Annotated in this window: 18 protein-coding genes; 7 read left to right on the top strand and 11 right to left on the bottom strand. The window is 66.7% G+C overall.

Features of this window, described 5'->3' with window-relative positions:
* The first annotated feature begins 86 nt into the window (after nucleotides 1–86).
* Nucleotides 87–845, top strand: a complete 759-nt coding sequence (locus B5483_RS17190) for a 16S rRNA (uracil(1498)-N(3))-methyltransferase (RefSeq protein WP_079731273.1) — start codon at nucleotides 87–89, stop codon at nucleotides 843–845.
* Between the two features lie 58 nt (nucleotides 846–903).
* The gene (locus tag B5483_RS17185; RefSeq protein ID WP_054947062.1) at nucleotides 904–2277 is read left to right on the top strand and encodes a glutamate--cysteine ligase; all 1374 of its coding nucleotides are present in this window, start codon (nucleotides 904–906) and stop codon (nucleotides 2275–2277) included.
* Between the two features lie 102 nt (nucleotides 2278–2379).
* Here the strand turns inward: B5483_RS17185 and B5483_RS17180 are convergent, their stop codons facing one another.
* The 5 genes from B5483_RS17180 to B5483_RS17160 all read right to left on the bottom strand — a co-directional run bounded on the left by B5483_RS17180 (nucleotide 2380) and on the right by B5483_RS17160 (nucleotide 8177).
* Nucleotides 2380–3732, bottom strand: coding sequence for a methyltransferase family protein (locus B5483_RS17180; protein WP_079731272.1), 1353 nt, complete (start codon nucleotides 3730–3732; stop codon nucleotides 2380–2382).
* A gap of 81 nt (nucleotides 3733–3813) precedes the next feature.
* Nucleotides 3814–5175, bottom strand: coding sequence for an outer membrane protein assembly factor BamB family protein (locus tag B5483_RS17175; RefSeq protein ID WP_054947150.1), 1362 nt, complete (start codon nucleotides 5173–5175; stop codon nucleotides 3814–3816).
* Nucleotides 5176–5198: 23 nt separating this feature from the next.
* Nucleotides 5199–6023: a tetratricopeptide repeat protein gene (locus B5483_RS17170; protein ID WP_079731271.1), complete on the bottom strand. Its 825-nt coding sequence runs from the start codon at nucleotides 6021–6023 to the stop codon at nucleotides 5199–5201.
* 122 nt (nucleotides 6024–6145) lie between these two features.
* Nucleotides 6146–7291: a glycosyltransferase gene (locus B5483_RS17165; RefSeq protein ID WP_079731270.1), complete on the bottom strand. Its 1146-nt coding sequence runs from the start codon at nucleotides 7289–7291 to the stop codon at nucleotides 6146–6148.
* A gap of 13 nt (nucleotides 7292–7304) precedes the next feature.
* On the bottom strand, nucleotides 7305–8177 hold the full coding sequence (locus B5483_RS17160) for an alpha/beta fold hydrolase (protein ID WP_079731269.1): 873 nt from the start codon (nucleotides 8175–8177) through the stop codon (nucleotides 7305–7307).
* A gap of 66 nt (nucleotides 8178–8243) precedes the next feature.
* Between B5483_RS17160 and B5483_RS17155 the strand changes: the two genes are divergently transcribed.
* Nucleotides 8244–9650, top strand: a complete 1407-nt coding sequence (locus B5483_RS17155; RefSeq protein ID WP_054947067.1) for a protein adenylyltransferase SelO family protein — start codon at nucleotides 8244–8246, stop codon at nucleotides 9648–9650.
* 87 nt (nucleotides 9651–9737) lie between these two features.
* On the top strand, nucleotides 9738–11207 hold the full coding sequence (locus B5483_RS17150) for a succinylglutamate-semialdehyde dehydrogenase (RefSeq protein WP_054947068.1): 1470 nt from the start codon (nucleotides 9738–9740) through the stop codon (nucleotides 11205–11207).
* 24 nt (nucleotides 11208–11231) lie between these two features.
* On the opposite strand, the gene B5483_RS17145 is transcribed toward B5483_RS17150, so the two are convergent.
* Nucleotides 11232–11945 carry a hypothetical protein gene (locus B5483_RS17145; protein ID WP_079731268.1) on the bottom strand — a complete coding sequence of 238 codons (714 nt, stop codon included), beginning with the start codon at nucleotides 11943–11945 and terminating at the stop codon, nucleotides 11232–11234.
* Nucleotides 11946–12250: 305 nt separating this feature from the next.
* On the bottom strand, nucleotides 12251–12688 hold the full coding sequence (locus B5483_RS17140; protein ID WP_054947070.1) for a glycine zipper 2TM domain-containing protein: 438 nt from the start codon (nucleotides 12686–12688) through the stop codon (nucleotides 12251–12253).
* 210 nt (nucleotides 12689–12898) lie between these two features.
* Here B5483_RS17140 and rarD point away from each other — a divergent pair, with 210 nt between their 5' ends.
* On the top strand, nucleotides 12899–13798 hold the full coding sequence (gene rarD, locus B5483_RS17135) for an EamA family transporter RarD (protein WP_079731267.1): 900 nt from the start codon (nucleotides 12899–12901) through the stop codon (nucleotides 13796–13798).
* A 27-nt stretch (nucleotides 13799–13825) separates the two neighbouring features.
* Here rarD and B5483_RS17130 read toward each other — a convergent pair whose 3' ends face one another.
* From B5483_RS17130 to B5483_RS17115, 4 genes are all read right to left on the bottom strand, one after another.
* Nucleotides 13826–15151: a dihydroorotase gene (locus B5483_RS17130; protein WP_054947072.1), complete on the bottom strand. Its 1326-nt coding sequence runs from the start codon at nucleotides 15149–15151 to the stop codon at nucleotides 13826–13828.
* Nucleotides 15152–15277: 126 nt separating this feature from the next.
* A complete protein-coding gene (locus B5483_RS17125; protein WP_054947073.1) occupies nucleotides 15278–15958 on the bottom strand; it encodes an HPP family protein in 681 nt (226 codons plus the stop codon).
* A 219-nt stretch (nucleotides 15959–16177) separates the two neighbouring features.
* Nucleotides 16178–16756 carry a nitroreductase family protein gene (locus B5483_RS17120; protein WP_054947074.1) on the bottom strand — a complete coding sequence of 193 codons (579 nt, stop codon included), beginning with the start codon at nucleotides 16754–16756 and terminating at the stop codon, nucleotides 16178–16180.
* A 33-nt stretch (nucleotides 16757–16789) separates the two neighbouring features.
* Nucleotides 16790–17488: a pirin family protein gene (locus B5483_RS17115; RefSeq protein WP_079731266.1), complete on the bottom strand. Its 699-nt coding sequence runs from the start codon at nucleotides 17486–17488 to the stop codon at nucleotides 16790–16792.
* A gap of 149 nt (nucleotides 17489–17637) precedes the next feature.
* Here B5483_RS17115 and B5483_RS17110 point away from each other — a divergent pair, with 149 nt between their 5' ends.
* Together B5483_RS17110 and ygfZ are read left to right on the top strand one after the other, a co-directional pair.
* Nucleotides 17638–18543: a LysR family transcriptional regulator gene (locus tag B5483_RS17110; protein ID WP_079731265.1), complete on the top strand. Its 906-nt coding sequence runs from the start codon at nucleotides 17638–17640 to the stop codon at nucleotides 18541–18543.
* Nucleotides 18544–18593: 50 nt separating this feature from the next.
* Nucleotides 18594–19340 (top strand): CAF17-like 4Fe-4S cluster assembly/insertion protein YgfZ, encoded by a 747-nt coding sequence (gene ygfZ, locus B5483_RS17105; protein WP_079731264.1) that lies wholly within the window; start codon nucleotides 18594–18596, stop codon nucleotides 19338–19340.
* Nucleotides 19341–19365: the final 25 nt, after the last annotated feature.

Genomic DNA, 19365 nt, shown 5'->3' with positions numbered 1-19365 from the left:
GTCCACCCTGGACGCGATGGGCGTCGAGCAGTGGGTTACGGTCCTGCGCACGTTTGCGAAGCGGGACAGGGGCAGTAAGAGGAAGCATGGTTGCAACTCCCGCCTGGCCGCCGCGCTCAGCGCCGCGCCTGTTCGTTCCCGGTCCGGTCGCGCAGGACGCGCATGTCGCGATCGAGGGGACGCAGGCACACTACCTGTCCAAGGTCATGCGCGTCTCGGACGGAGACGCGGTGATCCTGTGCGACGACGAAACCGGCGAATGGGCCTGCGCCGTCGTCTCGGCAGGCAAGCGCGAGGTCGTGCTCGAAGCGCGTGAGCGGCTGCGCGAGCGCGAGGAGGTTCCCGACTTCACGCTCTGCGCCGCGCTGCTGAAAAAGCCGAACTTCGACCTCGTGCTGGAGAAGGCGACCGAACTGGGCGTGCGACGCATCCAGCCGGTGGTGACGCGCCGCTGCGTGGCAGACAAGCTCAACCCCGAGCGGGCGCGCACCATGGTGACCGAGGCGGCCGAGCAATGTGCCCGCACCGCGCTGCCCGAACTGACCGAGCCGCTCAGGCTGGAAGCGCTGCTGCGCGACTGGCCCGAGGATCGCGCGCTGTTCTTCGCCGACGAGCTGGGTGGAGAGCCGGCCGCCGCGCAGTTCGCCGCGCACTGCGGCCCTGCCGCCCTGCTGGTCGGGCCCGAAGGCGGCTTCGACGAAGGGGAGCGCGCGCTTATCCGCGCCCTCCCGCAAGCGCGCCCGATCACGCTGGGCCCGCGCATCCTGCGCGGCGAGACTGCCAGCATTGCCGCCACCGCGCTCTGGATGGCCGTGGCGGGCGATTGGTCGCCTTCCGGAAATTGACTATCACCGCAGCAAATAGTGCTGGCGTCCGGGCCTTGCCGCCACTACCTCCCCGGCCATGAGCACCCGCGAGATATCGGATCGCGCCGATCCGCTGATCGAGAGCCTGGACCAACTCGCCGAGCCGATGGCCGCGGGCGAAAAGCCGCGCGCCGCGTGGCGGATCGGGACCGAGCACGAGAAATTCGTATACGACAAGGCCGATCATCACGCGCCGTCCTATGACGAGCCCGGCGGCATCCGCGACCTGTTGATGGCGCTGACCGAATTCGGCTGGGAACCGATCGTGGAAGGCGGCAACGTCATTGCCATGAAGGGCAGCGACGGCACGGTCAGCCTCGAACCGGCAGGCCAGCTCGAACTCTCCGGCGCGCCGCTGGAAAGCCTGCACGAAACCTGCGCCGAAACCGGCCGCCACCTCGCACAGGTGAAGACCATCGGCGACCGCATCGGCAAGGGCTTCCTCGGTCTGGGCATGTGGCCGGACAAGACCCGCGAAGAACTGCCGGTCATGCCCAAGGGCCGCTACGACATCATGCTGCGGCACATGCCGCGCGTGGGCTCGATGGGTCTCGACATGATGCTGCGCACCTGCACCATCCAGGTCAACCTCGACTATTCCAGCGAGGCGGACATGGTGCAGAAGTTCCGCACCTCGCTGGCGCTGCAGCCGCTGGCGACCGCGCTCTTCGCCAATTCGCCCTTCACCGAAGGCAAGCCCAACGGCTATCTTTCCTACCGCAGCCACATCTGGTCGGACACCGACCCGGCGCGCACGGGCATGCTGCCCTTCGTGTTCGAGCAGGGCTTCGGCTACCAGCGCTACGTCGACTACATGCTCGACGTGCCGATGTACTTCGTGTTCCGCGACGGCAAGTACATCGACGCCGCGGGCCAGTCGTTCCGCGACTTCCTGAAGGGCGAACTGCCCGCCCTGCCCGGCGAACTGCCGCGCATGAGCGACTGGCAGGATCACCTGTCCACCGCCTTCCCCGAAGTGCGCCTGAAATCCTTCCTGGAAATGCGCGGGGCCGACGGTGGTCCGTGGAACCGCATTTGCGCCCTGCCCGCCCTGTGGGTCGGCCTGCTCTATGACCAGACCGCGCTCGACGCGGCCTGGGACGTGGTGAAGGACTGGGACATGGAAGGCCGCGAAGTGCTGCGCAGCTCCGTCCCGAAGCTCGGCCTCGACGCCCCGCTTCCCGGTGGCGGCACCTTGCGCGACATCGCCGGCGAAGTGCTCGACATCGCCCGTTCGGGCCTTGCCGCGCGCGGCAAGCTCAACGCCGGCGGCGACAACGAGACCGGCTACCTCGAACCGCTCGCCGAGATCGTGTCGTCGGGCAAGGTTCCGGCCCAGCGCCTGCTCGAACGCTTCCACGGCGAATGGGGCGGCGATCTGTGCGAGGTCTACAAGCAGAAGAGCTTCTGAACGCAGGGCTCTTCGCGTTTCGGTCGCCATCCCCGCGCAGGCGGGAATCGCGGATCAGGTCCCGGTTGACGGCATTCGGCTACGCGACCTTGACCCGCCCGCTCACTCCGCCGCTTGCAGCACCGGGCGGCGCGGGCGCAGCCTGCCGAGAAGCCAGCCCAGGCCCCGCGTGATCGGCGCATTCTGAGCCATCCAGGCGTGGTATTCGCGGTACTTGGCATCTTCGCCCAGCAGATGCGCTTCCTCGGTCTTGGCGCGCCAGAAATAGATCGCGCTGACCACGCCGAGCAGCACGGTGTTGCGCACCATGTCGGTCAACGCGTGGCTGGTGACGAGAAACGGCAGGGTCGAGCACCACCAGAACAGGTTTTTCGACAGGTAGGCAGGATGGCGCGTGAAGCGGTAAGGCCCGTTGGTGAGAACTCCGCGATAGGTCAGGTTGGAAAAGCGCAGGCCGAAGGCAAAGGTCGCCCAGGCGTAGATCGCGGTAAGGCAGACCAGCAGCGCGGCCCATGACCACAGCAGCAGGTCGTGACCCTGCAGCCAGTAGGCCCAGCCGCCGGTGTTGACCTCATAGCCCAGCACGTCGGCCCGGCCCATCGTGCCCCACACGAAGGGCGGATAGCAGATCAGTGCGGCGACCCAGCCCGCCAGCAGCGGATTGCCACTGCGGATATGCGCGTCGAGCGGGCGGAACGTGAAGAGATAGCCGACCGTGCCGATCTGCACGTCGACGAGGAACAGCCCTTCGATCAGCATCGTCCCCAGCGCCACAGGATCGTGGGCGATGGCGCTGAAATCGGCCTCGACGATGCGGGCGAAGCCGCCGGGCAGGATCGAGATCATGAAGGCACCGAAGAATGCCTTGATCGCCCAGGCACGGCCATGCTTCTTCACTTCCTCGGCCGACCAAGCCTCGCGCCCGATGAGCATGGCGCCGAAGTGCCAGGAATGGTCGCGCGGCTCGATCATGTAGCGGTCGAGCCAGAGCACATAGGGCACAGAAAGCGCGAAGAGCGGCACTGCCGCCGTGCCGATCACTTCCATCGCGAATAGATACTGGCCGTCCCAGTACCAGCGGCCGATACAGTAGAACATGCCGATCGCCGCCCAGGTCGCCCAGAGCCCGGCCAGCTTGGTGATCGAAACGTCGATCGATTGCGCCAACGGACGGGGACTGCGCCAGTCGATTCCGGTGTTGGGGCGCAGGTGAACCTTGTCCACCAGCACCGACCACAAGCTCATCGCCAGCCCGGTGACGAACAGCGTCAGGACCGCTGCATAAGGTCCGGCGAGCGGTTCGTGCGGGCCGGGCAGGGCAAAGGCATCGGCGAGACCCGCCCAGTTGCGACAGACCAGCAACCAGGCGATCAGCGCGGCCAGTCCGGCGAGGCCGACGCCAGCCGAAACATCGCTGACCGGCCTGCGGGCGGTGAACGTGGGGGCATTGCTCATGCCCGTTTGCCTAGCGGCAAATGGTTAAGGCGTCCGAAACGGCATTCGCAGCGAATGCCGGTCGGGTCGCCCGGGGCCGGATCAGCGATAGGCGGTGATGCGGCCGGAGTCGTCTAGGATGTAAAGCGTCTGGTTGGCCACGACTGGAGCCTGCGAGACCGAATCGCCCAGCTTGGTGAACGGCGTCCATTCCCCGCTGGCGGGATCGACCGAGCCGACTTCGCCTTCGGAATTGGCCACCCACAGCTTGTTGCCTGCAAGGACCGGACCGACCCAGAAGATCGGGCCTTTCTTCTTCTTGGCCTTGCGGTAACGCTTCAGGTCGGTGAGCCACTTCACCTTGCCGGTATTGCGCTGGATCGCGAGGATTTCCGCGTGATCGTCAAGCGTGAAGATCCAGTCGCCAGCCACCGCCGGGGTTGAGATGCCCGCCAGATTGAGTTCCCAGATGCGCTGGCCGGTGACCAGTTCATAGGCCGCCATGCGACCGCCCTCGCCCAGCGCATAGACGCTGCCGCGATCGATGATCGGATCGGCGTCGACGTCGGTCAGGCTGCCCACTTCGGTCGAAATCGACGTGCGCGCAAGCGCGTCCGACCAGAGCTGGCGGCCGTTTTCGTAGCGATAGGCTACAAGTTCGCCCGAGGAGTAACCGGCAATGACGGTGCCCTGTCCTGCCGAGGGCGCAGCAACGCCGAAGACACCGGCCTGCGAGAGCGAGCCGGATTCATTCCACACCAGTTCGCCATCTGCGGCATTGAGCGCGATGATCTGGTTGTCCTGCGTCATCACATAGATGGAGTTGAAACCGACCGTGGGCGATCCGCGCAGCGGCCCGGCAGGCTTCTTGGTCCACAGCTGCTCACCGGTCGCCGCCGTCAGCGCGGCCACTTCGCCAAGACCGGTAGTGATGTAGACCTTGCCGCTGTCATAGCTGACGCCGCCGCCGAAGATCGCCTTCGACCCATCGCCGGATACCGCAAAGCTCTTGGTCCAGACCTGCGCGCCGCTCTGCGCGTCGAAGGCGTGAACCACACCCTTGGTGTCCATGACGTAGAGACGCCCGTCGCCGACCACTGGCGAGGCCGCAAGGCGCTGACGCTGCGAGGAGCCTTCGATGTTGGCGGTCCACACGCGCGACGGCGTCGCCGAAAGCGAAAGGTGGCCGTAAGACTTGCTCGCGTTGCCGCCGGCCTGCGCCCATTCGGCGTTCACCGTTTCGGGGGGCAAGATGACCGAGACCGCGCCGAGCGTCGGGTCGACCTTGGCGCCGCTCTCGATCCGGGAAAGGATAGGCACGCGTTCGCCGAGGGTCGGGGTCTTCGGGCCGTCCTTGCCTCCGAACATCTTGCAGCCCGAAAGGCCCATCACCAGGGCCAGGGCCATCATCGGCACGACCTTGCGGGCGTTGGACCGTCGGATATTCGGGGCAGTTGCCTTCATGCGCAGATCCTCAAGAAAATGGGTCATTCGCCAGCCCCTTGGGCGGCATCCTCATCAGTCGCCCCGGCATCCGCGGCAGTCTTCGCGCCGTCCTTGCCGATGGGCTCTCCCTTGTCATCAACCACGTCGTCCAGCGCGTCGACGCCCAGCACGGCCGCCAGCTGGCGCGCGCGGCTGCGCAGCGCGGCGCTGACGCCTTCGTCCTTGGCGATCGCACCGAACAGCGGACCGGCCTGGTCCTTCTTGTCCATCTTCAGGTAGGCCATGCCCACCAGTTCGCCGGCCACGCCGAACCAGGGATTGCCCGGGGCGGCGTAGGGCTTGAGGCGATCGACCACGTCCTGCGGCTTCATCGCATCGAAATTCGCACCGACTTCGCGGATCGTGGCAAGGTCGCGCATCGGCTGCGGCGCATTCTCGTCCCTGGCGACTGCGGCGTAGAGCTTGAGCGCATCGTCCTTCTTGCCCCGGTCGAGCGCGATTCCCGCCTGCATCAGCTTGGCCGCGGTGGCGCTGCCGTCCGAGCCTTCAGCGGCAAGCGCCTTGAGCTTGGCATCGGCCTCGTCGAGCTTGCCGGCCTTGAGGCTGTCCAGCGCCTGCACGAAAGTCTCGGCGTCACCTTCACGCTGCTGGGTCTGCTTGTGATCCCAGTAGAGGTAGCCACCGAAGGCCGCGAGAGCGATCACGATCAACGCTATCAGCGGCTTGCCGTAGCGGGCAAAGAAGCTTTCGAGCTGATCCTGGCGCACGGCATCGTCGACCTCGCGCAGGAAGACATCCTGCTGCGCGGCGAGTCGCTGTTCGGCCTTGTCGTTGGACGGAGTGTTTTGAGAAGGAGGCAGAGCCAATTTTCGGGCGCTTTCTGCGGAAATCAGGATGGTTGCGGGCTGTTTAGCGAATGGCTGGGGCTTTTCAACGGGGATGATCGCTGCACGTCCCGTGGTGAAGCACCGCTGAATGGACGTCGGGCCTAGATCGCGGACATTCGGCCAACCGCCTGACCATAGACCGTGCGATACAGAGAAATCATTGTATTTTCGTCATAAAGTGCATTCGCATGAGCACGGTTGGCTATGCCGATACGGGTCCGTAGCTGCGGATCGCAGGCCAGTTCGACCAGCGCCCGGGCCAATCCCGCCTCATCGCCGGGGCTGGAGATATGTCCCCGGTTTTCCTCGGAAACCATGTACGCGACGTCTCCCACCGCCGGCGAAGCCACCGCAAGGCCCGCCGCCATCGCCTCGACCACCGAGATCGGGAACTGCTCGCTGTCGGAGGAAAGAGCGAAGAGATCGAACAGCCCAACTGCGTGCGAGGGATCAGCGACGAAGCCGGGCATATGCACCCGATTCCCCACGCCGCTCGCCTCGGCCTGCGCGGCGATGGCACCGCGCTCGGGCCCTTCGCCCAGGATGACCAGCCGCCAGTCCTGCGGCATCTGCGCAAAGGCGCGCACCAGCCGGGGCAGGTTCTTGACCGGGCGCAGGCCGGCGAGCGTGCCGACCCATTTTTCTCCCGGTTGCTTGACGAGGCCCGGCAGGATGTCCGGACGCGGCTTGTCGACATAGGCCGCGCAGTTGATGCCGTTGACGATCAGCTTCACCTTGCCGCGCGGCTGCTTCCAAGCGTCCAGCGCGATCGCTTCCAGCCGCTGCGATGGCACGATGACGGCCGAAGCCCCTGTCAGGGCCACGCGGCGGAACCAATTGCGCGCAGGCTTGAGCCGATTCGCCTCGTCCTCGTTGAAACCGTCTTCATGGTGGACCAGTGGCGGCAAGCCGAGGGACCGCCTGAACAGGGCATGGGCCAGCACCGCGTCCATCGCGCCCCAATTGTAGGTCAGGACGAGGTCGTAATCCTTGAGCGCCCGTGCGATCCCGAGGAGCCGGCGCGGCAGGGGTTTGCCCTGAAGGCTCGGGAAGTCCTCCGGATATGTCACCGCAAGCGAGGGATCGACGGCAATGGCCGCGCCATAGGCGCCCGGCTGGGCCGAGACGACCGTGTGCAGGACCTTCGGCCCGAAGGCGTTCATCAGCCGGGCCGCGCGCAGTTCCTTGCCGCCCGCGGAAAAGCTCGAATGGAGATGAAGCACCCGCAAGGGCCGCGAATCCCGCATGTGCCCGGCGCCCTCAGTCGGCCCTGGCGAGCAGGCGATCGATCGCGGCCACCGCTTCGGGTTCGTCCAGCGTCGGCGCATGACCGACATCGGCAAGCGTGACCGCTTCCGCTTCGGGCACACGCACCAGCATTTCCTCCAGGGTCTGCGCGCTGAACAGGTCCGACAGGGCCCCGCGCACGACCAGCAGCGGCCGCCCTGCCAGCGCTTCCCAGGCAGGCCACAGGTCCGCCTGGCTGTCGACATCGAGGTCGGCAAGCGGTTCGGCAATCTTCATGTCGTAATCGAAGACGATGCGCCCGTTGCTGCCCAGCGCCATCAGCCGCTTGGCCCGGCCGATCCAGAAATCGAGCGCCTGACCCGGATGGGCATCGCCCTGCGTACCCTCTATCGCGCGGGCGGCGTGGACCCAGGTGGGGAAATTACGCCCCTGCCCGACGTAGTCGAGAATACGCCGCAGCCCCTCCGGCTCGAGCACCGGGCCGATGTCGTTGAGCACGGCACCGGCGATGCGCCCGGGAATCATGAGCGCAAGGCCCATGGTCATCATCCCGCCCAGTGAAGTGCCCACGGCCACGAACCGGTCGATGCCTTCCTGTTCCAGCAGGACGAGCAGGTCCTCGCCGTACTGGACCGGGTTGTAGCTGGCTGAATCCTTTGCATATTCGCTGTCGCCGCGCCCGCGCATGTCGGGGCAGAGAACGCGTCGGGAACGCGCCATGTGCAGGGCGAGCAATTCGAAATCGCGCGCATTGCGGGTCAGCCCGGGCAGGCACACGACCGGGAGCCGCGATGGCCCCTCCGCCGAATCCGGCCCCGCGTAATCCCGAAAATGCAACTTGACCCCGTCGCGGCTCGTCCAGAACCGATCCTCGTAATCCGACATGCCTTAGTGGGGTCCTCCAAGCCTGCGCGCCTTGAACGACGCGCGTCATGCGCCCACTATCGCCTGATGCAGACAGAACCGCAAGCAAGTGCCTATAATCCCGAGCCCCGGATCGGGAAGATCTCCTCATGGCTGGGCGACGAAGTGGACGCCGCCACTTTCCCGCAACACGAACTGCGCTTCCGCAACGACCGCTGGGCCGCCGCCGTGGGCCTTGCCGATCTCGACGATGCGCAGTGGATCGAGCACTTCGGCCGCTTCGCTCCGCTGGCCGACAACCTGCCCCGGCCGCTGGCGCTGCGCTATCACGGGCACCAGTTCCGCCACTACAACCCCGACATCGGCGACGGGCGCGGCTTCCTCTTCGCCCAGATGCGCGACGGCGGGGGCCGGTTGCTCGACCTTGGTACCAAGGGTTCGGGCCAGACCCCGTACAGCCGCGACGGCGATGGACGCCTGACGCTGAAAGGCGCGATGCGCGAGATCCTCGCCACCGAAATGCTCGAGGCGCTGGGCGTCTATACCTCCAAGACCTTCTCCGTCATCGAGACCGGGGAATCGCTGTGGCGCGGCGACGAGCCCTCGCCCACGCGCTCGGCCGTGCTGCTGCGTCTCAGCCACGGCCATATCCGCATCGGCACCTTCCAGCGCCTGCTCGCCTTCGAGGAGCGCGAGCACATGGAAGAGCTGGTCGCCTATTGCCTCGAGACCTACCCCGGCAGCCTTCCGCCCGAGGACGCCCCCGGACGCGACGAGCCCGCGGTGATCCTGATGCACCAGGTGGTCGAACGGCTGGCCGACACCGCCGCTGCATGGATGGTCGCAGGATTCGTCCATGGCGTGCTCAACACCGACAACATGAACATCTCGGGCGAGAGCTTCGACTACGGCCCGTGGCGCTGGCTGCCGCAATGGAATCCGCGCTTTACCGCCGCCTACTTCGACCAGGGCGGCCTCTACGCCTTCGGCCGCCAGCCCGAGGCGGTGCTTTGGAACTGCGGCCAGCTGGCCGTGGCGCTGCGGATGCTCACCGAAACCGAACCGCTGGTTGCCGCGCTCAATCGCTTCGGACCGCTCTACCAGGAAGCGATGGCCCGCCGGTTCGCCTGGCGCCTGGGCGTCGGGCCGCAGGGGCTGGAGGCGGATACCCGGCTGGTCCAGGCGGCAGAGAACCGCATGGTCGAGACCGGCCTGCCGCCCGAACAGCTGTTCTACGACCACCGCGGCGGGCGCGCCGCGGACGACAGCGACTTCGGCCGGATCCTCTCCGGATATAAGCCGGCGGCGGGCACCGACGATCCGTTCTGGGCCCGCGGAGCGCCGCCCAGCACGCTGATCGACGAAGTCGAACGCCTCTGGTCGCACATCGACAGGGACGACGACTGGGGCCCGCTTCACGCCAGGATCGGGGAAATCCGCGAGTTGGGCCGCCAGCTCGGCACACCTCCGATTCCTGCCGGACACGATGATTAACAGCCCGTCGTTAGCACCCCGGTAGGAAAGCCCGTGTAAGGTGCAGCCGAACTTCGATTTATCTTGGATAACGGATCTATTGCCGTAATGACCGCGCAAGCGACACAAGAGGCTGCACTTTCGAGTGAACGGAGACCGGGTACCGACGTGAGCAAGGCGGACATCATCTCCTGCGAACCGGCCACCGGTGCCGAGATCTGGCGCGGCAAACCGTGCGAGATCAACGAAGTCGTAACCCGCGCCCGGCAGGCATGGCCGGGCTGGGCCGCGCAGCCCCTGGCCAACCGCATGGAACTGGTCCGCCGCTTCGCCAACGAAGTGCGCAAGGAAGCCGATACGCTGGCGCGCACCATCGCCCGCGAAGTCGGCAAGCCGCTGTGGGAAGCCAACGCCGAAGTCGAGAGCGTGATCAACAAGGTCGAGGTGTCGATCCGCTCCTATGCCGAACGCACCTCGCAACGAAAGCTGGACAGCGCACTGCAGGGAACGATGGCAGTGCGCCACAAGCCGCATGGCGTGCTGGTCGTGCTCGGCCCGTTCAACTATCCGGCGCACCTGCCCAATTCCCACATCATCCCGGCGCTGATCGCGGGCAACGTGGTCATCTTCAAGCCGAGCGAGAAAGCCCCGGCATCGGGCGAAATCCTGATCCGCTGCTTCCACCGCGCCGGCATCGCTTCCTCGGTGGTGCAGCTTGCCGTGGGCGGACCCGAGGAAGGCCAGGCTTTCGTTGCCCATGAAGGGGTGGACGGCATCCTTTTCACCGGCTCGGCCAATACCGGCCTTGCCATCAACCGCAGGTTGGCCACCCGGCCGGACAAGGTCGTCGCGCTCGAAATGGGCGGCAACAACCCGATCGTGGTCTGGGACACGCCCAAGCTGACCGACGCCGCCGCGATCGTCGTCCAGTCCGCCTTCGCCACCGCCGGGCAGCGCTGCACCGCGGCGCGGCGCCTGATCGTGCGCGATACGCTTTACGATGCACTGATGGTCGAAGTGAAGGCCCTGGCCGACCGCCTGATCGTCGGCGCCCCGTTCGACGACCCGGCCCCCTTCATGGGCCCGGTGATCGACAATGCCGCCGCCGACGGCTTGACCGAGAGCTTCCTCTACCTGTTGAGCAACGGCGGACGGGCAATCAAGCACCTCGTACGCCCCGACGAATCCCTGCCCTTCCTGAGTCCGGCGATCATCGACACGACGGCGATGGCCGACCGCCCCGACGTCGAGCTGTTCGGCCCGATCCTGCAGGTCATCAAGGTGGGCGATTTCGACGGCGCGATTGCCGAGGCCAACAACACCCGCTTCGGCCTTGCCGCGTCTCTCGTGGGTGGTACGCCGCAGGAGTACAACCGCTTCTGGGCCAACGTGCGCGCCGGGATCGTCAACTGGAACCGCCCGACCACGGGCCCGTCCCATGCCGCGCCGATGGGTGGCATCGGCCTGTCCGGCAATCATCGCCCGACCGGCTACTACGCCGCAGACTACTGCGCCTATCCGGTCGCCTCGGGCGAAATGGAACAGCCGCGCGCGATGATCGGCGTGGGGTTGAAGTAGGGGCGCAGCGCTCGCCCCCGGCGCCTACTTCCCGCTGGTGACGAGATCGACCTCGGTCACGCCCGAGCCCAGCTTGCGGGCATAGACGACATAGGCCTTGCCGCCCTTGCGCCCGCCGACAACGTGATCGTCGCCATCGAGGCGGTATTCCGCGCCATAACCGGCCTTGTTGGCCATCGTGTAGTAGAAGCTCACGACATCCTCGGGTGAAACCGGGGTCGCGTAGTTGACCACGCGCAGGGCGCAGCCGTCGCTGTCGGTGCCGGCCGCTTCCTGCACCGCACCGCGCGGATAGACCGGGATTTCGGCCGGAAGGCGGGCCGCCCAGGTGTTCGAGTACTGCGCCTTGCCCGCGCAATCGGTATGCGCGGTCCTCGCTGCGGCGGCCACTTGCGCCGCGGTTGCGGCGGTTTCGGTCAGCGTTGCCGCGCTGCCCCTGGTCGGCTGCGGAATATCGGTCAGCTTGCCGCCGGCGACATCCGCCGCATCGGCCTTGGCCGCCGCGATCGCTTCGGGGGAACGTTCCGCCGGCGGAAGCGTGATCTGGCCGCCGTTGGCGCCCAGCGCCGCACCGTGCTGCCCGGTCATCTCCGGATCGACCATGATCTGGTCACCCAGCGCGCCGCTCATGGCCGGATCGGTCTCAGCCCCCTCGGGCTGCTTCTTGTCCGAATTGCAGCCGGCGAGCAGCAGCGTACCTGCAAGGCCCAGCACCATGAAACGGGCGGAATTCTTCATCTTCACGTTCCTTCCTTGCCGCAAGCGGACAGGATGCCAGCGCCCGGGCATCGTGCCAAGTCGCCGTCTTGGCGGTTCAATACGGTGAAAAGGAAGGGAAAACGAGGCTTCGGGCCCGCCAATCGCGGCGGCGTCCCATTCCGGGAAAGGTCTCTGAGCAAGTGTTTAGGGCACAAATGTCGAGGGCGCCCGCGGACAAGCCGCAAGCGCCCTCCCGCCCGGCAGAACGTGAAGCACAAGACCGGGCGGTTCCCCCGCGCGTCGCCGTCCGCGCGGGGTGTCTCAATCAGCTGGGGCCGGCGCTATCAGCGGCAGCGGCTGCCGCCACGGTCGACTTCGCGACCGACCAGGGCGCCCACGACACCGCCGATCAGGGTGCCGGCGGTGCGGTCGCGACCGCCGTCGACCTCGCGGCCGAGCAGTGCACCTGCCGCGCCGCCGATCAGCAAACCGGTGGTGCCGTTCTGCTTGCGGCAGTAGTAGCGCCCATCGTCGCCGCGCCACGCGCGGGTATCGCGATAGTTCCGCTCGTCGTAGTTGCGATAGCTGCGATAGTCGTCACGGTAACCGCGACGGTAATCCTCGCGCGAGTAGTGGCGGCTGTGTTCGTAAGTCTGCTCACCGGGCGCGCGGAAATCCGAAACCGAACTCGGCGCATAGCTGGGCGCGGCCATGGCCGGCACAGCAGTGGCGAGGCTGGCGGTCGCGGCAGCGATGGCGGTTGCCTTGATGAATGCGTTCATGTCGTTTCTCCTGCGATGGCGGAGGGGCCGTGTTGGGAGGCACGATCCGCGGTACGCATTCATCTTTAAAGCAATGAACCTGAACGGCGTGCAACACGGCTGTCAGGTTTCGTAATAGCGACGAGCCGAGGCCCTGGCAGCGACGAACCGCTTGCTGCGCGCATTTCCGGCTTTTATGCAGCGCTTCCCCCTAATCGAGTTCCCCCAGCGATGACCGTTTCCACCGTCCCGCCAGCGCCCCGCACCGGCGGCCTGCCCCAGGCGATCGCCGCCTATGGCATCTGGTGCCTGTTCCCGCTGTACTTCGCGCTGCTCAAGGCGGTGTCCCCGTTCGAGGTAGTGGCCTGGCGCCTCCTGTTCACCCTGCCCTTCTGCGTGGTGGTGACGGTGCTGCTGCGGCAGGGCAAGCAGTTGCGCGAAGCGCTCAGCCAGCCGCGGATCCTGGGCGCGCTGACCGTGAGCGGGCTGCTGATCGGAACCAACTGGCTGGTCTACGTCATGTCCGTGCTTCACGGACACGTGCTCGCCGCAAGCCTGGGATACTACATCAACCCGCTGCTCAACGTGCTGGCCGGAACGCTGTTCCTGCGCGAGAAGCTGTCGCGCCTGCAGTGGGTGGCGGTGATCCTGGCTACCTGCGGAGTCGCCATCCTCTCGCTGGGGGCGCTGGATACCTTGTGGATCAGCCTCGTGCTGGCGATGAGCTTCTGCGGCTATGGCCTGACCCGCAAGCTGGCCCCGGTGGACGCCCTGCCCGGCCTGACGATCGAGACGCTGGTGCTGCTGCCGCCCGCGCTCGGCCTGCTGGCATGGCAGGCGATGTCGCCCGAGGGGCTGGCCATGGGCACGTCGCTCAAGCTCAACCTGCTGCTGCCGCTGGCGGGAATCCTGACCGGCACGCCGCTGCTGCTGTTCGCCTCGGCAGCGCGTCGGCTCGACTTCTCGACGCTCGGCTTCATCCAGTTCGTGACGCCGACCGGCCTGTTTCTGCTCAGCCTGTTCGTATTCAACGAACCTCTGAAGCCGGTGCAGGTGGTGTGCTTCGCGCTGATCTGGGCCGCCATCGCGGCCTTCTGCTGGGACCTGCTGTCAAGGCGCGCGACGGCCTGACCGCCAACGCGCCCTTTCAGCTAGCGATCAGAGCGCGCCGGCAAAGCGCAGTGCTTCGCCGCGCGCGGCATTGGCCAGCTGGCCTTCCCACATCGCCGAATGGCCGCGGATGATCGTGCCGACGACGCGGCCCTGCAGTTCCATTCCGGTAAAGGGCGACCAGCCGCAGCGGCTTTCCACCCAGTCCTCGCTGATCGTAAAGCTGCCCTTGCGGTCGACTACGGTGAAGTCGGCGTCGTAACCGGCGGCGATGCGGCCCTTGCCGACAAGGCCGAAGACGCGCTGCACCCCGCTTGAGGTCATGTCGATCAGGCGCTCCAGCGTCATGTTGCCCCTGGCGACATGGTCCAGCATCAGCGGCAACAGGGTCTGCACGCCCGGCATGCCCGAAGGGCTGTTCGGATAGGACTTGGCCTTTTCTTCCTTGGTGTGCGGCGCGTGGTCCGAACCGATGACGTCGGGCACGCCCTGGCGCAACCAGTGCCACAGGCCCGCGACATGTTCGGCCGAACGGATCGGCGGGTTCATCTGGGCATAGGAGCCCAGGCGCGGGTAGGCGTCCTCGGCGGCCAAGGTGAGGTGCTGCGGCGTTACTTCGCAGGTCGCCACGTCGCGGTGCTGGGCGATCAGCTCCAGTTCCGCCGGGGTGGTGACGTGCAGGATGTGGATCGGGCGCTTCGCCTCGCGGGCAAGGCGCAGGATGCGACGGGTTGCCAGCATCGCGCTCTCGTCATCGCGCCAGACCGGATGGCTGGAGGGATCGCCCTCCACGCGCAGGTGCTTGCGCGCGTTCATGCGCTCCTCGTCCTCGGCATGGATGGCGACGCGGCGGCGGCCATGGGCCAGCACGCGCGCAAGCTGCTCATCCTCGGCGACGAGCAGGCTGCCGGTCGAGGCGCCCATGAAGATCTTGACGCCCGCGGTGCCCGGGATGCGTTCCAGCTCGCCCAGTTCCTCGGCATTCTCCGCCGTCGCGCCGACGTAGAAGGCGTGGTCGCAGAACATGCGGTGACGGGCCCGGTCGAGCTTGTCGTGCACGCGCATCACGCTGTCGGTGTTGGGCGAGGTGTTGGGCATCTCGAAAACGGCGGTAATGCCGCCCATCACCGCGGCGCGGCTGCCGGTTTCGAGGTCTTCCTTGTGTTCTAGGCCCGGCTCGCGGAAATGGACCTGACTGTCGATCACGCCGGGCAGTACGTCGAGCCCGGTGCAGTCGATCCGACGGTCGGCATCCGGATAGCTGCCCACGCCGATGATCTTGCCATCGCGCACGGCGACGTCGGCGACGCCAGAGCCGTTGGGCGTGTGGACCGTGCCGCCGGAAAGGACGAGTTCGGGTGCGCTGGCGGTCATGGGGGGGCCTCTTAACTGATGACTGGGACTGGCTCGGGGCGATTCCGGCGCAAGCACCGGTCCGGCCCTCTGCCGGGAACTAGGCGTCCCGGGCCGACTGCGCAAGGATGTGCAGGCGTTCGGCGCCTAGCCGCCCCGCCCCTTGCGCAGGAGCGCCTGGCAGAAGGCGTCGAGATCGTCGATGTCGACGTCGAGCACCTCGTTCCAGTCGGCCAGCACCGCCTCGATGTCGGCGCGGGTGTAGGCTGGTGCCGGGGCAGGCGGGACGCGCACCGGAACGTGCGGCCAGGGATGCCCGGTCATGTTGTTGTAGAGCCAGCCGGTCGCCGTCAGCGCCGCGACATTGGCGGCGATCGAGCCGATCCAGGCCCATTGCCAGTGCTCCGCGCCGGCCGCGCCCAATGCGTAGAGCAGCGCGCAGGCCCCGCCCGGCGGATGCAGGCAGCGCAGCAGCGACATCAGCGCGATCGCGATTCCCAGGGCAAGGCTGGCGGCCAGCCATGGTACGCCGATCGCATGGCCCACGGCCAGTCCCACTGCCGCCGAAACGAGGTCCCCGCCGATCACCGGCCATGGCTGCGCCAGCGGGCTGGCCGGAACGCAGAAGACGAGGACCGCCGAAGCGCCGAGCGGGGCGACGAGCAAGGGCAGCGGCAAGGGAAGTGCGCTCACCCCCAGCAACATCGCGGTCAGCCCCGCGGCCAGTGCAATCGCCAGTGCCGCGCCCAGCGCGCCGCGCAGCCAACCGAGATGGCCGACTGCCGCCTGCGGAACGGGAGCGGCAAGGTTCCGGATCCAGTAGAGCATGCGGCGCGCCTTGCCCGCTTCGCTGCGCGGCGGCCAGCGAGAAGTTCTTTGGCAGGCCCAGCCGCGACTTTTCCTGCGAACCGCGTGGCGCCCGGGTGACGAAGCAAAAAGAAAGGCCCGGCCTGCCGCAAGGGGCAGACCGGGCCGGTCGGAGCGTTCCGATGTGGGGGAGGGGGAAGGGTCGGAACGCTCCTGAGGGGTAGGGTCAGTGCCTGACGATCAGGCGAACTTGCCTGCGCGGGCGATTTCGGAGACCGGCTTGCGGCCGACCGGAACTTCGCGCTCCTGCAGGAATTCGGGCAGCACTTCCTTCGGGCCCTTGCGGCCGATAACGAAGGCGGCCTCGAGGCGATGATCTTCGGGAACACCCAGCGCGGCCTCGGCCTCGCCGAACTTGATCCCGGTCATGCCGTGGGTGTGGTAACCCATGGCCTGCGCCTGCAGGGCAGCCATCGCCCAGGCGGCGCCGGCATCGAAGCTGTGGCTGTGGTTGTCGGTGTTGCCTTCGTCCGAGCGCATGTACTTGTCGGAAACGATGAAGACGAGCGCCGAGGCGTCCTTCGCCCAGCCCTGGTTGAATTCGACGAGCTGCGAGAGCAGCAGGTCCCAGTTGGCGTCGCCCTTGCGGGCATAGAGGAAAGTCCAGGGCTGCACGTTGTAGGCCGAAGGGGCCCAGCCTGCGGCTTCGAGGATGACCTCGAGGTCTTCCTGCGAAATCTCGCTGCCATCGAATGCGCGCGGGGACCAGCGCTCGACGATAAGCTTTTCGATCTTCGGATGGGCAATGCGTCCGGTCATGTCTTGATCCTTGTGTTGAGAGATTGGGGGGCTTCAGGCTGCATCGACGAGGACCAGTTCGGCGTCCTCGAGTGCAGTTACGGTAATGGTGTCGAGTCCGGTCACGGCAACCCCGTCGCGGGCATTTGCCTCGACGTCACCGACGCGGATGCGTCCGGTGGCGGGCACCAGATAGGCATGGCGGCCTGCGGCAGTCGGGTACGTCACGGTGTCGCCCGCCTTGACCGTCGCGCCCAGCACGCGGGCATCGGCGCGGATCGGCAGCGCGTCGTCGTCACCGGCGATACCGCTGGCAAGCGTCACGAAACGGCCGGCGCGGTCGCCCTTGGGAAAGGGACGTGCGCCCCAGCCCGGCTCGCCGCCGCGCTCGTCGGGCAGGATCCAGATCTGGAACAGGGTGGTGTCCTCGTCCTCCAGATTGAACTCGGAGTGGACGATGCCCGACCCCGCGCTCATGACCTGGACATCGCCAGCGCCGGTGCGGCCCTCGTTGCCGAGGCTGTCCCGGTGCGTGATCGCGCCCTTGCGGACATAAGTGACGATTTCCATGTCGCGGTGCGGATGCGGCGGGAAGCCGGACCTTGGCGCGACGGTATCGTCGTTCCAGACCCTGAGGCGTCCCCAGTTGGTCCGCGCCGGATCGTGATAATCGGCGAAAGAAAAGTGATGGTGCGCATCGAGCCAGCCGTGGTTGGCGGCTCCGATCGTGTCGAAGGGACGCAGTTCAATCATCGCTTGCCCTCCTTTCTCCAGAGGCGTTCGGTGCCGCTGCACTTGCAGGTTCGGCCAGTGTTCGCACATCAGATAGAGCTTGCGGGCATCTCGGATAATTGTGATAAAATCGACTGAAATGTTCGATAAAGTCGAATAGACGAGGTTCCATGCCCGACATCGCCCCACCCAGTCTCGATCACTTGCGCTGCTTTCTTGCCGTGGTCGAGGAAGGCAGCTTCAACCGCGCCGCGAAGAAGCTGGGCCGCGCCATCTCGGTGGTCAGCTACGCCATCTCGCAGCTCGAAAACCAGCTCGACGTGTCGCTGTTCGACCGCGAAGGTTCACGCAAACCGCAATTGACCGAGGCCGGCAAGGCGCTGCTGACCGAGGCCATCGCCATCTCCGACGACGTGGACGCCCTCCTCGCCAAAGTGCGCAGCCTGCGCCAGGGACTGGAAGCGGAGCTGTCGCTGGCGGTCGACGTCATGGTTCCCGGCCCCGTCCTCGCTTCGCTGCTCGGCGCTTTCCAGTTGATGTTCCCCAGCGTGGCCCTGCGCCTGCATGTCGAAGCGCTGGGCGCCGTCGCCAGCCTCGTTCTCGAAGGCAGGGCGACCCTCGCGATCGCCGGCCCGGACATCCAGGACCTGCCGGAACTGCACCGCGAAATGATAGGTTCGGTGGAAATGGTTCCGGTTGCCGCCCCTACTCACCCCCTCGCCCACGCCGAATCGATCGCCCCGGGCGAATCGCGCAAGCACCTCCAGCTTGTTCTGACCGACCGCTCGCCGCTGACCGCGGGACGCGATTTCTCGGTGTTCAGTCCTCGTACCTGGCGGTTAGCCGATCTTGGAGCCAAGCACGTTCTGCTCAAGGAGGGCATCGGCTGGGGCTCGATGCCGCGCCACGCCATCCGGGCCGACCTCGAACGCGGGGCGCTTGTCGAACTGCAGCTGCCCGAGCGCCCCCCGCTCGACTATTCACTCGTCGCACTGTGGCGCAAGGACGCCCCGCCCGGCCCCGCCGCGCTCTGGGTCCTCGACGAGGTGCGCGAAAGGCTCGGCCCGGGCGTGTAAAACTGTCGCCCCACCCTTGCCGACCCGAGAGAAATCCTCATCTTGTGGGCATGTCAGCGACACGTTTATTCGAGCGCGCCGTGCTGCGGCTCTCCCCCCGCGATGGTTCAGGCGAAGATGTCGCCGATTTCCTGCAAGGACTCGTCACCTCCGACGTCAAGGGCAAGCTCCCGGTCTGGGCCGGGCTGCTCTCGCCGCAGGGCAAGGTCCTGTTCGATTTCATCGTCTGGCCTTCGGGCACGGACCTGCTGATCGATTGCGAAGCGGAATTCGCCGACGCCCTTGCCAAGCGCCTGTCGATGTACCGGCTGCGCCGCGCAATCGACATCACGCAAGAAGAGAAGCTAGCCGTCCACTGGCGCCCCCATGTCGGCGACGGTGCTGCCCCCGACCCGCGCCTGTCGGCGCTGGGCGAGCGCTGGATTTCCTCCATCGACACGACCGATGAGCACGAGATGGAAAGCGCGGACGAGGCGTGGCGCGCCCACCGCCTGCGCTTCGGGGTGACGGAAGGCCGCGCCGAACTGGGCGACGGCACGACGCTCTGGCTGGAATGCAACGCCGCCGAACTCCACGGTGTGAGTTTCGCCAAGGGCTGTTACGTCGGTCAGGAGAACACCGCGCGCATGAACTGGCGCCAGAAGGTCAATCGCCGGCTGATCGTGCTGCCGCTGACCGAATCGGACGAGAAGCGGCAGCGGATCGCCTATCCGGACCTTGGCCTCGCCGTGGACCATGCGAAGACGGAAAGCGTCCCTGCCGCCCGTTGGCCGAGCTGGCTCAAGCTCGAGGCGTGAGCCAGCGCCCGGCATCGGTCAGTCG

It is taken from the genome of Novosphingobium mathurense, from assembly GCF_900168325.1.
Taxonomy (GTDB): Bacteria; Pseudomonadota; Alphaproteobacteria; order Sphingomonadales; family Sphingomonadaceae; genus Novosphingobium; species Novosphingobium mathurense.
The sequence above is the reverse complement of the archived record's forward strand: the minus strand, read 5'-3'. Positions and strand labels throughout refer to the sequence as shown.

Coding starts and splice junctions, on each gene's coding strand:
- B5483_RS17190 (WP_079731273.1), top strand. CDS start 87: ATGGTTGCAACTCCCGCCTGGCCGCCGCGCTCAGCGCCGCGCCTGTTC.
- B5483_RS17185 (WP_054947062.1), top strand. CDS start 904: ATGAGCACCCGCGAGATATCGGATCGCGCCGATCCGCTGATCGAGAGC.
- B5483_RS17180 (WP_079731272.1), bottom strand. CDS start 3,732: ATGAGCAATGCCCCCACGTTCACCGCCCGCAGGCCGGTCAGCGATGTT.
- B5483_RS17175 (WP_054947150.1), bottom strand. CDS start 5,175: ATGAAGGCAACTGCCCCGAATATCCGACGGTCCAACGCCCGCAAGGTC.
- B5483_RS17165 (WP_079731270.1), bottom strand. CDS start 7,291: ATGCGGGATTCGCGGCCCTTGCGGGTGCTTCATCTCCATTCGAGCTTT.
- B5483_RS17160 (WP_079731269.1), bottom strand. CDS start 8,177: ATGTCGGATTACGAGGATCGGTTCTGGACGAGCCGCGACGGGGTCAAG.
- B5483_RS17155 (WP_054947067.1), top strand. CDS start 8,244: ATGCAGACAGAACCGCAAGCAAGTGCCTATAATCCCGAGCCCCGGATC.
- B5483_RS17150 (WP_054947068.1), top strand. CDS start 9,738: ATGACCGCGCAAGCGACACAAGAGGCTGCACTTTCGAGTGAACGGAGA.
- B5483_RS17145 (WP_079731268.1), bottom strand. CDS start 11,945: ATGAAGAATTCCGCCCGTTTCATGGTGCTGGGCCTTGCAGGTACGCTG.
- B5483_RS17140 (WP_054947070.1), bottom strand. CDS start 12,688: ATGAACGCATTCATCAAGGCAACCGCCATCGCTGCCGCGACCGCCAGC.
- rarD (WP_079731267.1), top strand. CDS start 12,899: ATGACCGTTTCCACCGTCCCGCCAGCGCCCCGCACCGGCGGCCTGCCC.
- B5483_RS17130 (WP_054947072.1), bottom strand. CDS start 15,151: ATGACCGCCAGCGCACCCGAACTCGTCCTTTCCGGCGGCACGGTCCAC.
- B5483_RS17125 (WP_054947073.1), bottom strand. CDS start 15,958: ATGCTCTACTGGATCCGGAACCTTGCCGCTCCCGTTCCGCAGGCGGCA.
- B5483_RS17120 (WP_054947074.1), bottom strand. CDS start 16,756: ATGACCGGACGCATTGCCCATCCGAAGATCGAAAAGCTTATCGTCGAG.
- B5483_RS17115 (WP_079731266.1), bottom strand. CDS start 17,488: ATGATTGAACTGCGTCCCTTCGACACGATCGGAGCCGCCAACCACGGC.
- B5483_RS17110 (WP_079731265.1), top strand. CDS start 17,638: ATGCCCGACATCGCCCCACCCAGTCTCGATCACTTGCGCTGCTTTCTT.
- ygfZ (WP_079731264.1), top strand. CDS start 18,594: ATGTCAGCGACACGTTTATTCGAGCGCGCCGTGCTGCGGCTCTCCCCC.